The sequence below is a fragment of the Acetobacter cibinongensis genome, from assembly GCF_000963925.1.
Classification (GTDB): Bacteria; Pseudomonadota; Alphaproteobacteria; order Acetobacterales; family Acetobacteraceae; genus Acetobacter; species Acetobacter cibinongensis.
The window spans coordinates 41,349-55,987 of record NZ_BAMV01000025.1 but is presented as its reverse complement, the minus strand read 5'-3'; the positions used below and the strand labels follow the sequence as shown (position 1 = coordinate 55,987).

11 protein-coding genes are annotated in these 14,639 nt (G+C 50.7%); all 11 read left to right on the top strand.

The window, feature by feature from the left end; all coding sequences use genetic code 11:
* The first annotated feature begins 789 nt into the window (after positions 1-789).
* The 11 genes from Abci_RS12670 to Abci_RS12620 all read left to right on the top strand — a co-directional run bounded on the left by Abci_RS12670 (position 790) and on the right by Abci_RS12620 (position 14,560).
* The gene (locus tag Abci_RS12670; RefSeq protein WP_048839546.1) at positions 790-1,701 is read left to right on the top strand and encodes a dihydrodipicolinate synthase family protein; all 912 of its coding nucleotides are present in this window, start codon (positions 790-792) and stop codon (positions 1,699-1,701) included.
* On the top strand, positions 1,694-3,187 hold the full coding sequence (locus Abci_RS12665) for an aldehyde dehydrogenase (RefSeq protein WP_048839545.1): 1,494 nt from the start codon (positions 1,694-1,696) through the stop codon (positions 3,185-3,187). Before Abci_RS12670 ends, Abci_RS12665 begins: the two co-directional genes overlap by 8 nt.
* Positions 3,188-3,320: 133 nt before the next feature.
* On the top strand, positions 3,321-4,640 hold the full coding sequence (locus Abci_RS12660; RefSeq protein WP_048839544.1) for an NAD(P)/FAD-dependent oxidoreductase: 1,320 nt from the start codon (positions 3,321-3,323) through the stop codon (positions 4,638-4,640).
* 52 nt (positions 4,641-4,692) lie between these two features.
* Positions 4,693-6,021, top strand: coding sequence for an MFS transporter (locus Abci_RS12655; protein WP_048839543.1), 1,329 nt, complete (start codon positions 4,693-4,695; stop codon positions 6,019-6,021).
* An 84-nt stretch (positions 6,022-6,105) separates the two neighbouring features.
* On the top strand, positions 6,106-7,638 hold the full coding sequence (locus Abci_RS12650) for an alginate export family protein (protein ID WP_048839542.1): 1,533 nt from the start codon (positions 6,106-6,108) through the stop codon (positions 7,636-7,638).
* Positions 7,639-7,830: 192 nt separating this feature from the next.
* Positions 7,831-9,084: a sarcosine oxidase subunit beta family protein gene (locus tag Abci_RS12645; RefSeq protein ID WP_048839541.1), complete on the top strand. Its 1,254-nt coding sequence runs from the start codon at positions 7,831-7,833 to the stop codon at positions 9,082-9,084.
* Between the two features lie 23 nt (positions 9,085-9,107).
* Positions 9,108-9,401: a sarcosine oxidase subunit delta gene (locus Abci_RS12640; protein ID WP_048839540.1), complete on the top strand. Its 294-nt coding sequence runs from the start codon at positions 9,108-9,110 to the stop codon at positions 9,399-9,401.
* Positions 9,398-12,394 (top strand): sarcosine oxidase subunit alpha family protein, encoded by a 2,997-nt coding sequence (locus tag Abci_RS12635; RefSeq protein WP_048839539.1) that lies wholly within the window; start codon positions 9,398-9,400, stop codon positions 12,392-12,394. Before Abci_RS12640 ends, Abci_RS12635 begins: the two co-directional genes overlap by 4 nt.
* Positions 12,387-12,917, top strand: coding sequence for a sarcosine oxidase subunit gamma (locus Abci_RS12630; RefSeq protein WP_048839538.1), 531 nt, complete (start codon positions 12,387-12,389; stop codon positions 12,915-12,917). The genes Abci_RS12635 and Abci_RS12630 overlap by 8 nt, the downstream gene beginning before the upstream one ends.
* Positions 12,918-12,944: 27 nt before the next feature.
* Entirely contained in the window at positions 12,945-14,060 is a 1,116-nt protein-coding gene (locus Abci_RS12625; RefSeq protein ID WP_048839537.1) for an S-(hydroxymethyl)glutathione dehydrogenase/class III alcohol dehydrogenase, read from the top strand.
* Positions 14,060-14,560 (top strand): prolyl-tRNA synthetase associated domain-containing protein, encoded by a 501-nt coding sequence (locus Abci_RS12620; RefSeq protein ID WP_048839536.1) that lies wholly within the window; start codon positions 14,060-14,062, stop codon positions 14,558-14,560. Before Abci_RS12625 ends, Abci_RS12620 begins: the two co-directional genes overlap by 1 nt.
* The last annotated feature ends 79 nt before the right edge of the window (positions 14,561-14,639 follow it).

The following is a 14,639-nucleotide window of genomic DNA, read 5'->3' as shown; positions in this document are numbered from 1 at the left end:
CTTTTCCCCGCCATATCGGACGGACAAAAGGCGGTATGAACTCGAAACTTCATCCGTGTGCTATGATCAGGGCCTGCTTGTCCGCCTTCACCTGACTGCTGGACAGGTTAGTGATTTCAAAGGTGCTGCTGTGCTGCTGTGCTGCTGGCGCACCTGTCAGATAAGGCAGAGGAAGTGATGGTGGTGAGACAGCGATAAAATCAGACAGTCTTTCGCAGGCCGGAACATCACCGCCTGTATTCCACCAAAGAAATACAGGAAATCAAAGCCACCTTATAATTGGCATCTGTAAAAAAATGCCATCTGATCGAAAACATGTTCGCAAAGCTGAAAGACTGGCAACACGATATGACCGCTGAACTCACACATTCATGTCCGCAATCTATATCGCAGCAAGCTTCATCGTCTATTTTAAAGAATGAGTTCTGAGCCTAGTGTGGAGAGAAAGCTTCAATAAACCTAAAATTTAGTTCTATTTCTCTTTGGCACAAGAATATTGGCCGCAAAAACAAAAAATAAAATAATAGATTGCACAACTAAGACATTCTATTTGAATAGATCCGACAAAATTAAAAATATAAAGTATGAACGAAAATTTGTATTGACTTACTTGTTACGAAATCAACATGATGAGGGACAAACACACGAGATATGTTTCGGAAAGGCGTTATATAAAACCGTGTAACTTGACTGGTAGGTGCTTGCCTAGTGTGAGCACAAATCATCCTGAACCTACTGGTGGACCGGAATGCTTTTTCGCAATCTAATATTTTAAGGAGTGAGCGTCTTATGAAATTTCATGGAATATACACCCCGGCAGTAACCCCCTACCATGATGATGGAAGCATAAACTGGAAAGGATTTTCGGACTGTATTGAGCATCTTGCCGCGTCGGGTGTGCATGGCATTATTCTTGGTGGGTCCACTGGCGAATACTACGCCCAAACCGCGCAGGAACGCTATGACCTCAACACCCGCGCCAAAGATATCATCAAATCCACAACCAGCCTTATTGTTGGCACTGGTGCTATTCGAACAGAAGACTCCATAGAATATGGTAAAGCGGCTAAAGCTGCTGGCGCAGACGCCATTTTAATCACAACACCACCCTACGCCCTGCCTACAGAAGAAGAAAACGCAATCCATGCGCTTCGTGTTGATGAAGCAACTGGTTTGCCAATCATGCTTTATAATTATCCCGGTCGTATGGGTGTTACTATGGGTGAAGATTATTTCACCCGCGTCAGCAAATCACCTAATGTTCAGGCTATCAAGGAAAGTACTGGTAGCATGGAAAGCGTGCATATGCTGGCACGCCAGTTTCCAAATATTGCTCTGTCTTGTGGGTGGGATGATCAGGCTTTGGAATTCTTTGCCTGGGGGGCAACAAGCTGGGTCTGCGCAGGGTCCAACTTCCTGCCGTCCGAACATATTGCCCTCTACGAGGCCTGTGTTGTCGAAAAGAATTTTGACAAGGGTCGCCGTATTATGTCGGCATTTCTGCCTTTTATGAACTTTCTGGATGCCGGGAAATTTGTGCAGTCTATCAAGTTCGGTGTGAGCCTTGTTGGCTTGGATGCCGGCCCCCCGCGTGCGCCACTTCAGCCCCTCACTGGGGAAGAGCAGGAAAAATTGAAAGAAATTGTTCGTACCGTCAAAGCAGAAATTTCCGATATTTTGAAAGATACAAAAAATGGCTGACTCTTTAACGGCTTCTGAGTGTAAAGCCTTAGCAGAAAAACTAGCCGGTACAGTGCGTAATCAGGCCTTTATCAATGGTGAGTTTACACCGGCTGCATCAGGCCGTACTTACACCACAACCAACCCGGCAACTGGTGCGGTCATTACTGAAGTCGCTGGTGGAGATACCGCTGATATCGACCGTGCAGTTCTTCACGCCCGCAAATCCTTTGAAGATGGCGTGTGGAGTAAGCGTTCCCCAAGCGAGCGCAAAACGGTATTGCTGAAGTTCGCTGCCTTGCTGGAAGCGGAAGCAGCGTCTCTGGCGGTTCTGGAAAGTCTGGATAGTGGCAAGCCCGTGGGTGAGTGTCTGGCACTGGACGTACCAGACACCATTAATACCATTCGCTGGCATGCAGAGCTCATAGACAAAATTTATGACAGCACAGCTCCTTCTGGGTCTGATGCCATGACGTTAGTTGTGCGTGAGCCGATTGGTGTTGTCGGGTGCGTGCTACCCTGGAATTTTCCCCTCATGATGATTGGGTGGAAAATTGGCCCTGCTCTTGCGGCTGGTTGTTCTCTTATTGTTAAGCCCGCTGAGGATACATCTTTAACAGCACTTCGTGTTGCTGAGTTGGCTTATCAGGCAGGTATCCCCGCAGGGGTCTTTAATGTCGTGCCAGGGCTCGGGGCCGAGGCTGGTGCAGCACTGGGCCTCCATAATGATGTGGATATGGTCACCTTTACCGGGTCCACGCAAACCGGCAAACGCTTCCTGCGCTATGCGGCAGATTCAAACCTCAAGCGTGTCGTGCTGGAGTGCGGCGGGAAAAACCCGGCAGTTGTTCTAAAGGATGCACCAGACCTTAGTGTTGTCGCGGGTCATATTGTCAACGGCGCATTCTGGAATATGGGCGAAAATTGCTCAGCGACATCCCGTTTGATTGTACATGCATCTCTTAAAGATGAATTGCTTAAACATGTTATTGAACAAATCTCCTCCTGGAAAATGGGGGATCCACTTGACCCCTCAAATCAGTTGGGTGCACTTGTCAATAAAGCTCACTTTGAAAAAGTATCGTCCTATCTTGATATTGCCAAACAGGAAGGACTTACTGTCCTGACCGGGGGCAAGACACAAGAAGGCGTTTATGTTGAACCCACTATTATTGATAACGTCACACCTGAGAGTAAACTTTTCCGGGAGGAAATCTTCGGACCAGTCCTGACTGTGACAACGTTTGAGACTGTGGAAGAGGCAATTAGACTTGCCAATGACACATCTTACGGTCTGGCAGCATCTGTTTATACAGAAAGCTTAAGTAATGCAATTAAAGTTTCTCGTGCTATTCGGGCAGGATGCGTAACAGTAAATTGCTTTGGTGAGGGGGATGCCAGTACCCCATTTGGCGGCTATAAACAATCTGGCTTTGGTGGGCGTGATAAGTCCATTTTTGCCCATGACCAATATACTGAAATAAAAACGATCTGGTTTAGCGTGTAAAAACTAAAAATAAGTATAAACGCTAAGAGTCCATAAAAAATAATGAGTTTCCTCGGGTGAGGTGTGTGAAACACCTTGCCGGGGGAAATTTGAAAAGTATTCACTGCTGTTTAGCAGGGTCTGTGAGGTCGGAATGCTGAAAGTAAACTTCCTCCCCAATGATGATGCTGAGTGTGGATGGTACCATACCAGCAGAAAACGGCAGGTCACGGCCAGTGCATCAGGTGTGTGCAAAACACGCTGGACCATTATTGGCGCGGGCTTCACAGGTCTTGCCGCAGCGCGCCAGTTGGCGCGCAATTTCCCAAACGATAAAATTGTATTGGTCGAAGCACAGGAAGTAGGTTTTGGCGCATCTGGCCGTAATGCCGGCTTTGCCATAGATCTCCCGCACGATATTGGTGCCGAAGACTATATTGGGGATCTTGCGACCGCTAACTTGGCCATGAAGCTCAATCATCTTGGGCAGACGACCTTAAAAACTGAGGTCGAAAATAACAATATTGACTGTCACTTGCGGCAATCAGGAAAATATCAAGCCGCTATAGAAAATAGAGGTATGGCTGTTCTTGAGGCTTATCAGCGCGGGCTGGATAAACTGGGGCAGCCATACACAGTGATTGATGGTGAGGATTTGCCAGATCACATCGGAACATCATTTTATAGAAAAGCACTTTTTACACCGGGTACCATTCTGGTTCAGCCATCAGCCTTGGTAAAGGGGCTTGCTGACACGTTGCCTGAGAATGTCACTTTATATGAGCATACAGTCATTAGCGGTGTAGATTACGGAGAAAAAACAACTCTTTTTCATGAAAATGGTTCAATCGTTACAGACAAACTCATTTTAGCCAATAACGTCTTCGGCCCTCAGTTTGGATTTTTACAACGCACGTTACTGCCAATATTCCTGTATGGAAGTCTGACGCGCCCCCTTACAGAAGACGAAAAAAGTAAGCTGGGTGGGAAAGAGTTCTGGGGGGTTATTCCCGCAGATACATTTGGCACAACGCTCCGCCGTACGCATGATGACCGGATTTTTGTTCGCAATACATTCAGTTTTAACCCAAACGGGCAGAGTAACCCAAAGCATTTCAAGCGTGCTTTGAAACATCACAGACTATCCTTTTCAAGGCGCTTCCCCATGCTGGACGGCGTAGGGTTTGACTATAGCTGGAGTGGGTGTCTGGCTATGGCGCAGAACCATGAAGGATTTTTCGGTCAGTTGGCTCCAAATGTTTACGGTGCTTTCGGCTGTAACGGTCTTGGCGTAACCCGTGGCACAGCGACAGGAAAGCTGCTGGCAGACTGGTTGGCTGGTGAGACAAATGATCTCACTGCATATCTTCTGGCCTCTCCGGGGCCATCAAAAGTGCCTTCAGAGCCATTTTTGTCTTTGGGGGTCAATGCAACGCTCCGCTGGGGCGAATTCAAGGCAGGAAAAGAAGCCTGAGTCTTTCATGTAAAATCACACAAGAAAAACAAACACTAGAGAGAGGTAGGCTATGACGCATAACGCAATGTCAATCGAAGACGTGCCGATCAACAGGTTCCATCAACTTCTAACCCTTCGTTCAGGAGGGGGATGGTTTTTGGATGGTTATATTCTTAGTATTATAGGAATTACTATGATTCCTATGTCGGACTCATTACATCTCTCAAGTGAAGCCCAGGGGTCTATAGCCGCTGCGGCATTGTTTGGTATGTTTTTCGGTGGGTTTGTGGGTGGGAAATTAACAGATTATCTGGGGCGTAGAAGACTTTATTTCGTTCCCCCCATCATTTTTTGTATTTGCTCATTATTGCAATTATTTTCAGTATCGGTATTTGATTTTTTTTCATTACGATTTCTAATAGGGTTTGGTGTAGGTATAGAATATCCCGTTGCAGGCTCTTTGCTGGTTGAATTCCTGCCGCGTGAAAACCGAGGCCCCCGCTTGTCTATGTTGACAATACTTTGGTTTATTGGTGCTGCAGTTTCCTATATTTTAGGAACGGTTGTCATTGATTATGCGGGTCCGTCTTCATGGCGTTTGATATTGGCAAGTCCGGCCGTCCTCGGTGCGTTACTGTTTGTCCTGAGATTGGGTACGCCAGAATCACCACGCTGGCTTATTAAAAAAGGTCATAATAATAAAGCAGATACCATTATTAAAAGTATATATGGCCCTAATTTTTCTGTTCTCAGCATACCAGAAGGCAATAGTGAGCAGAAGGTCTCCATAACGTCGTTCCTCAAAGCTGGATATGGTGTGCGGCTCCTGTTTGTTTCACTGTTCTGGACATTGTCTATTATTCCGGTCTTTGCTGTATATGCCTTTGCACCTCAGGTGCTTATGTCTTTAAATTTTGGCGGAAGCTGGGGGCGTTACGGTGCCATCTTAATTACAATCATGTTTGTTGTAGGGTGCGTTATTGCAACATGGCTAATTAATGTTATGGGCAGACGCCCCATGCTCATTCATAGTTTTTTGTGGTCAGGGCTTTCTCTCGTAGCAGTGGGCTTTTTCTCAGCACAGTCAAAGTGGCTCATACTGGGGTGTTTGGCGGCATATGCCGTATCCATTGGGGGAGCGCAGGTTCTTTCCATAGTATATTCACAAGAATTATTTCCAACAGAATTCCGTCCGTTAGCATCCGGAATGGCAGCATCCTTATCAAGGTTAGGCGCTGCTGCGGGAACATGGCTTGCGCCACTTTCCCTGGAACAGTTTGGTGGTACATACACCATGTTTATTGCGGGATTTCTTTGTTTTCTGGGTTTTTTGTTGTCATATTACCTAGCGCCGGAAACACATCGGCTTAATCTTGATCAAGCATCATCCTTAAAATAGAAATTTTTTATCTCATTTTTCTAAATTAACCGTGTTGTGAGCAGAAAAGCGACAGTTTGTGCGTAGATAACGAAAGAGAAAAAAATGTTAAGATATAATTTTTTTTGTATCTTGTTGTTATCAATGTTTTCAGAAATTTATGTTTCTAACAGTATTTATGCTGATCAGAATATTTTTTCGTATAATAATTTCAGTATAAAGGGTGCGCTGGAAGTGGGGGGAGCTGGTTTTTACCTCCCCGATACCAATTTCGGTGTTGGATCTTATTCCCACTCTAAAACCCGCTATAAAAGCGATAAAAATACAAGTTTTGGTGAACTTTACGGAAAACCAATTCTTACAGCCCGTTGGAGAACACCTTTGGGCTATACTGTATTTGCGGAAGCATCTGCTGTTGGGTCTACAGAGTTAGGACATGGGGATGCTGAGGTTATCTCTCAGACATCCGGTACGCCCCGTATGGTCACGTTGGAAGATCTGCATGGGGGTGTTGAAATACCTGTGCAGTTTTCTCAGCAAGAGGGAAATATTATTGTAGATGGTGGACGGCAGAAGTTTGTTATTGATGATGGATTTTTAATAGGCCGCGGTGCGTATAGCTCCGGTAATCGCGGTGTCTGGTGGTATGCGTCTCGGTATGCATTTGCGGGGCCTGGCACAATAAGATTTGAGGGAAAATCTATCAGGTCCGACATTTTTATGTTGGAAAGCGATAGCGATAATGATGCTAATAGACAATTTGATAGACCTAAAACAAAGTTTGCAGGATTTGATGTAAGTTGGTTTCGTAGTAAGAAAGGCGGACATGGTGGTGCTGACTACGGTGACCGTTCAGCTTATGTCACGTTAACCTACTTCCATGTGCTTGAGTCCGATACCTCATCTCATTATGACTATAATACGAGGGGAAACCGGACGGGCGAGAATGTTCTCTCTTTAAGCTGGGGAGGAAATATTATCCCCATCAAAAAATATAATATTTCAAAAGATGTAACGTTCTACGGAAATTTTGTTGGGGAAAAAAGTAACCATTCAGGAAATGGTTATCAATCTGTAGAAGCCTATGGCTTTTATGTTGAACCAGGATACACTTTTTCCAAGCTTCCTTGGTCGCCCCATATTTTTTACCGCTACACAAAATTCAGTGGCAATAAAGATCAAAAGAGCAAAGTTAAAAGAAACTATGACCCTTTCTTCCTGATGGATGGCAAACGCGCTTTTTACGGAGGCTACTGGCCTGGTGAAGTTGAGTTATATCTGGTTTCGCTTTCTAATCTTATCATCCATCAGTTTGACATAACGGCTGTTACACCTTTGCATCTTTTCAGCAAAACTGACCAGCTAAAGATTGGAGCGCATTTTTACGATCTCTCTTTCGTGCACGCTTCTGGGTTGGGGTATCATTCCCCGTCAGGAAACCATATTTCCGATGAGGTGGATTTTACGACCGAATACGCTCTTGACTCCCAAACTTCCGGGGCATTGGTGGGCGGCGTAGCATGGGCAGGCCCAGCACAGCGTGCAATTTTGGCAGGGAGTGTGCCTGCGGGAGAATCTGTGTCTCGGGTTCATAATGCATCAGGGATTATTGAGGCTTTTTTCTACAAAAGGTTCTGATCAATTTCCTCTTAATATGTATCCGGTCATGGGCATGATTTTTCGCTAAAACAGCGTTCAAAACATTCCGGTATTAAAACAATGGCGCTTTTATACCGAAGAGATGTCCGGTTTGGCGGAGTATCCTGCAAGAAACAATAGCATCATCCTCCTGTTGTGCGCTGCAAGTTATAAGACCTGATAGGGATTGATATGCAGAAATTCTCCGCGTTTTCCTTGGCCCGTCAGGCGCTGGGGCGTCATCTGGGATGGACCCCCCAATGGCGCTCCGTTGCGCCTAAGCCAAGTTATGATGCCATTATTGTAGGTGGTGGTGGCCATGGCCTTGGCACTGCCTATTACCTGGCCAAACAACACGGCTTGCGTAATATCGCCGTTGTTGAAAAAGGCTGGTTGGCGGGCGGTAATACCGCGCGTAATACCACTATTATCCGGTCTAACTACTTGTTTGAGCAGAGTTCATCTTATTATGAACACGCGCTTAAATTGTGGGAAACCCTCTCTGAAGAGCTGAACTATAACGTCATGTTCAGTCAGCGCGGCTGCCTTATGATTGCACATACCGTGCATGACGTGCAGGTTTTCAAGCGCCATGTTTACGCCAACCGGCTTAACGGTATTGATAACGAATGGATGACACCGGAAGAGGCAAAGGCATTTTGCCCCCCGCTGAATATTTCCCCCAATATTCGTTATCCTGTGCTTGGGGCGTCCCTGCAGCGCCGTGCCGGCACCGCCCGTCATGATGCCGTGGCCTGGGGCTTTGCCCGTGCCGCGAGCGATATGGGCGTGGATATTATCGAAAACTGTGAAGTCACGGGTATTGACCGCGATGCCGCAGGCAATGTGACAGGCGTGCAAACAACCCGTGGGCCTATCCGCTCCAAAAAGGTTGGTGTGTCTGCGGCGGGTCATAGCTCTGTCGTGCTGGGTATGGCGGGTATTCGTCTGCCGTTGCAGGTCAACCCACTTCAGGCTCTGGTGTCTGAGCCGGTTAAGCCTGCTTTTCCCTGCGTTGTGATGTCCAACACCATTCACGCCTATATCAGCCAGTCTGATAAGGGCGAAATGGTAATTGGTGCTGGTACGGACTCGTATGTGTCCTACACCCAGCGCGGCGGTATGCACGTGCCCGCCCACACACTGGAGGCAATTTGCGAACTGGTGCCAGATTTCCGCCGCCTGCGTATGCTGCGCTCATGGGGTGGTATTACGGACAACACGCCAGACCGCTCCCCCATCACAGCCAAAACTTCCGTGCCGGGCCTTTACGTCAACTGTGGCTGGGGCACGGGCGGGTTCAAGGCAACACCGGGTGCTGCCAACCTGTTTGCATGGACCATTGCGCGTGATGAACCGCACCCCATCAATGCTCCGTTTACCATTGAGCGTTTCCGTGACGGCGCGCTCATTGATGAAGCTGCGGCAGCCGCGGTTGCCCATTAAGCCCTGAGAGCCGGAGAAAGATCATGTTGCTGATCGAATGCCCATATTGTGGCCCTCGGGCCGAGATTGAATTTTCCTATGGGGGCGAGGCCCATATTGACCGCCCCGGACCAGAGGTGAGCGAAGAGGAATGGGCAAGCTTCCTCTACCTGCGTGAAAACACAAAAGGTGTGTTGGCTGAACGGTGGCGCCACGCGCATGGCTGTGGCCGCTTCTTCAATGCCCTGCGTGACACGCGGACAGATGAATTCAAGGCCTTTTACGAGATGGGCGAAAAACGCCCTGATGCAGAGAAAAAGGAAGGGGAAGGCGCATGAGCAAGACCTTCCGGCTTAGCGGGTATGGGCGTGTTGACCGCTCTCGCCCGGTTACATTCCTGTTCGATGGCAAGCCAGTCAAAGGCTATGCCGGGGATACAGTCGCCTCTGCCCTGTTGGCGGATGGTCGCCACCTTATGGGGCGTTCCTTCAAATATCACCGGCCGCGTGGTCCGGTGTCCGCCGGGTCGGACGAACCAAACGCTCTGATTGGCGTTGGTGAGGGGGCACGTCACACGCCAAACCTGCGTGCAACACAGGTTGAAGTGCATGAAGGCCTAGTTGCCATCAGCCAGAACCGTCTGCCCAGCTTGCGGTTTGATGTGGGTATTGTGAACACGCTGGCTTCCCCATTTCTGCCAGCAGGTTTTTACTACAAGACCTTCATGTGGCCGCATGGGTTCTGGGACAAGGTTTACGAACCTCTTATCCGCCGAGCCTCTGGTCTGGGCAAAGCCCCAACCGCGCCCGACCCGGATGAATACGGCCTGCATTATGCACATTGCGATGTGCTGGTGGCAGGCGCAGGCCCAGCCGGTCTGGCTGCGGCTCTGGCCGCCGGGAAAACCGGCGTGCGGGTTATTCTGTGTGATGAAAACCCGGAATTTGGGGGGGCTCTGCTCAGTGACTCTCACAGCCTTATTGATGGCGTGGCCGCTGCCCAATGGGTGGCACGAACAGTGGCGGAGTTGGAAAAACTTCCCAACGTCCAGCTTCTGACACGCTGCTCTGCCTTTAATTACGGCCCCCATAACATGGTGGCGTTGAACCAGCGCCTGACAGACCATCTGGCGTCAGCGCCCGTTGGCATGCCAAGAGAGCGCATCTGGCAGGTCCGCGCCAAGGAAGTGGTGTTGGCTGCTGGCTCCCTTGAGCGGCCTCTGGTGTTTGAAGGCAATGACCGTCCCGGCATTCTGCTGGCCAGCGCAGCCCGTACCTACCTGCAACGCTATGGCGTGCTGTGTGGCCGTAAGGCCGTTGTCATGACCGCTGATGACGCAGCCTACCGTGTCGCCATTGAAATGGCTGAAGCAGGGCTGAAAATTGTTGCTGTGGCAGACCTGCGTGCAAACCCCGACAGCGCGGTTGTGGCAGAAGCACGGGCGCGGGGCATCAAGGTTCTGCCCTCAACCACCATTCAGCGTGCGCATGGTCATTACCGTGTGGGTGCTGTGGAACTGGCTCCCGTTAGTGCTGATGGTGCTGTGGGGAAAGGGCGCACCGTCTCCTGTGACCTTGTGCTGATGTCCGGCGGCTTTACGCCCAGCCTGCACCTGCACTGTCAGGCACGGGGTGCCCTGACCTATGATGATAAGCTGGGTGTTTATCTGCCGGGTGACAGCGTGGAACATGTGCGTTCCGCAGGCTCCTGCCGTGGTGTGTATGCTCTGGATGCCGTGCTGCGTGATGGTGCGGAAGCAGGATTAAACGCTGCGGGCGGTGAAGGTGACCTGCCAGTCTGGACTGTAACCCGGCAGGATCAGCCCGGAGAGGGCGGGTTTGCAGGGGCTCTGCCCCGGCGTGGCCCCGGCCATCTGGCACTGGCCTTTGTTGATTTCCAGAACGATGTGACGGCAAAAGACGTCAAACTGGCCGTGCGTGAGGGCTTCCAGTCTATCGAGCATGTCAAGCGTTACACCACGACCGGCATGGCGACCGATCAGGGCAAGAGTTCCAACGTCAATGCTCTGGCCATTGTGTCCAAAACCTTGCAACGCGCACCGCAGAAAGTGGGGCTGACAACATACCGCCCACCTTACACGCCTGTGACGTTTGGTGCCTTTGCAAGCCATGCACGGGGTGATCAGTTTGACCCGCTGCGCCTTGCCCCAGCAGATGGCTGGGCACGGGCGCATGGCGCTGTGTTTGAAGATGTCGGCCTATGGCGCCGCGCCCGGTACTTCCCGCGGGCGGGGGAGGATATGCTGGCCGCCGTTACGCGTGAATGCCGTATGGTTCGTAAGACGGCGGGTATTTTTGACGCGTCCACACTGGGTAAAATTGAAGTCGTAGGGCCAGATGCCGCCGAGTTCATGAACCGTTTTTACATTAATGGTTGGACCAAGCTTGGGGTTGGCAAATGCCGCTACGGCTTGGTGTGCCGTGATAACGGGTTTGTTTATGACGATGGTGTGGTGGGGCGTGTGGCAAAAGACCGCTTTCACGTCACCACCACAACAGGCGGTGCTGCTGGCGTTCTGAACATGATGGAGGACTACCTCCAGACAGAATGGGCAGATCTGGACGTCTGGCTGACCTCCATTACCGAGGAATGGGGCGTTATCGCCCTCCAGGGCCCCAAAGCACGCGAAATCCTGGCACCCTTGGTTGATGGTCTTGATATTTCTGCTGAAGCCATGCCGCATATGTTCCTCAAAGAAGGTACAATAGGCGGTATTCCCATGCGCCTTTTCCGTGTCAGCTTTACCGGTGAGCTGGGGTACGAAATCAACGTTCCATCCGGTCGGATGCGGGAAGTATGGGACCGGGTATGGGCTGCGGGGCAACCACATGGGCTAACGCCGTATGGCACGGAATCCATGCATGTTCTGCGGGCTGAAAAAGGCTATCTGATTGTGGGTCAGGAAACTGACGGCACAGCAACGCCGGGTGACGTAGGCTGTGGCTGGGCTATCAGCAAGATCAAGCCGGATTTCATAGGCAAGAAAGCCTTGGCTCTGCCTGCACTCAACGCACCTGACCGTTTGCAGATGGTTGGCGTGTTAACCGATGACCCGCACTATGTGCTGGAAGAGGGCATGCAACTGGTGGCAGCCCCTCAAATGCAGGCTCCGGCCTCGGCTGACGGGCACATTACGTCCTCCTACTTCAGCCCGGCGCTTAACCGCTCCATTGCCATTGCCATGGTTAAAGGCGGGCGGAGCCGTATGGGAGCAACCCTGTATGCCCCGCGTCTGGATGCAGCGGCTGTGCGCGTAACACTGGTTGACCCTGTCTTTTATGATCCTGAAGGAGCGCGAGTAAATGGTTGAGATTACCGAAGGCTGTGTTCTTTCCCGTCTTCCGGCATCAACCCGTTTGATCTTGCAGGGCCGCCAACCGGCCCTGCAAGCGGCGTGCGGTGCTTTGGGGGTGGAAACAGTGCCAGAAATGCTGTGTACCGCTGAGGGGGCAGGCGGGCATGCCTTGCGTGTGGGGCCATTTGAGCTGGCCCTTCAGCCAACAGGTGATGGGCTTGCACCGCTTGAGGCCGCATTGGCCTCTGTTCCCCACAGCCTGGTGGAGGTGAGCAACAGAAACGTGTCCTACACGCTTCAGGGCTGGCAGGCTGCGGATATTCTGGCTGCCCTATGCCCGCTGGACTTCTCTCTGGCGGCTTTCCCTGTGGGGATGGCAACGCGCAGTATTTTGGACAAGGCTGGCGCATTGATCTGGAGAACAGCAGACCAGACTTTTCATATTGAAGTCTGGCGTTCGTTCGCACCATATGTTGAAGGACAGTTGCATGAGGTTGCAAAGAGCATTTCATACAATATTCTGACGGTGCAACACTAAACCCAAAGTCGCTGGGAAGGACACAGAATGGACGTTATGGCAGCTCTGGCTCTAGAAGCCGGTCAACCTCTTGTTGTTGAAACAGTGCAACTTGAAGGCCCGCAGGCGGGGGAGGTTCTGGTTGAAATCAAGGCAACCGGCCTCTGCCATACCGACAAATTCACCCTCTCCGGTGCAGACCCGGAGGGGCTTTTTCCCGCAATTCTGGGTCATGAAGGCGCTGGGATTGTCAGGGAAGTGGGGCCGGGCGTTACATCCCTAAAACCGGGTGACCACGTTATTCCCCTCTACACGCCTGAGTGCCGGGAATGTAAGTCCTGCCTGTCCCGCAAGACCAACCTGTGCACATCCATCCGGTCCACGCAGGGTAAAGGGCTTATGCCTGACGGCACATCGCGCTTTTCTTACAAAGGGCAGATGGTCCATCATTATATGGGCTGCTCCACCTTTGCCAATTATACGGTTCTGCCGGAAATCGCTTTGGCAAAAATCCGTGATGATGCCCCATTTGATAAGGTTTGTTACATTGGCTGCGGTGTGACAACAGGGATCGGTGCGGTCATGTTTACGGCAAAAGTGGAACCTGATTCCACGGTTGTTGTCTTCGGGCTTGGCGGTATCGGGCTGAACGTCATTCAAGGGGCCAAAATGGTGGGTGCACGCCAGATTATTGGCGTGGATCTTAACCCTGCGCGTGAGGCGATGGGCCGCAAGTTCGGCATGACAGATTTTGTTAACCCCTCAGACCTCGGCCCGAATGGCGATCTGGTCGGTCATCTTGTGGAATTGACCGGCGGCGGTGCGGACTACACCTTTGAATGTGTCGGCAATGTCAAGCTGATGCGTCAGGCACTGGAATGTGCCCATCGTGGCTGGGGTGTCTCCTGCGTTATTGGTGTTGCGGGTGCCGGGCAGGAAATCAGCACACGGCCCTTCCAGCTTGTTACGGGCCGTCGTTGGATTGGGTCCGCCTTTGGTGGCGCACGCGGCAGGACAGACGTGCCAAAAATTGTTGATATGTACATGGAAGGCCGGATTAACATTGATGACCTGATCACCCAGCATTTAAGGCTGGATCAGATCAATGAGGGCTTTGACATGATGGCCCGCGGTGAAAGTATCCGTTCTGTGGTGGAATTTTAATGCGTGATGACCTGAAAGCTGTTCTCGCCCAGATCGGGTTTGAGCCCCATACTCTCTCTCACCCTCCTGTGCACACAGTTGAAGATGCTCACCAGTATTATGCCGGTCTGGAAGGCGTGCACACCAAAAACGCTTTCCTGAAAGATGCCAAGGGTAAGCTGTTTCTTGTCACAGTCCCGGCAGAGCAGCGCCTTGATATGAAGGCGCTTCCCCAGCTTATTGGCTCCAAGCGGTTATCCTTTGCCAGTGCAGAGCTTATGCGCTCTGTTCTGGACACGGAGCCGGGGTCATTAGGCCCGCTCAGCCTGATTGCGGATAAAGACAAGCAGGTCACGTTTGCCATAGACAGCGCTTTGCTGGCTGCGGAAAAAATAACCTGTCATCCACTTGATAATACGCAAACGTGGGTTATTCCGCAAAAAGATCTTCAGAACTTTCTGGGCGCTCTGCACATTGAACCTGTCGTGTTTTCATGGCCGGAAGAAACAGTAGCAAGCTAAGAGGCTGTTTGAAAAGTTATCTAAGTCGGTCTGGCGCGCCTTAGTGCGCCAGACCGTATTGTCTTTTTAGCCCGGCGTT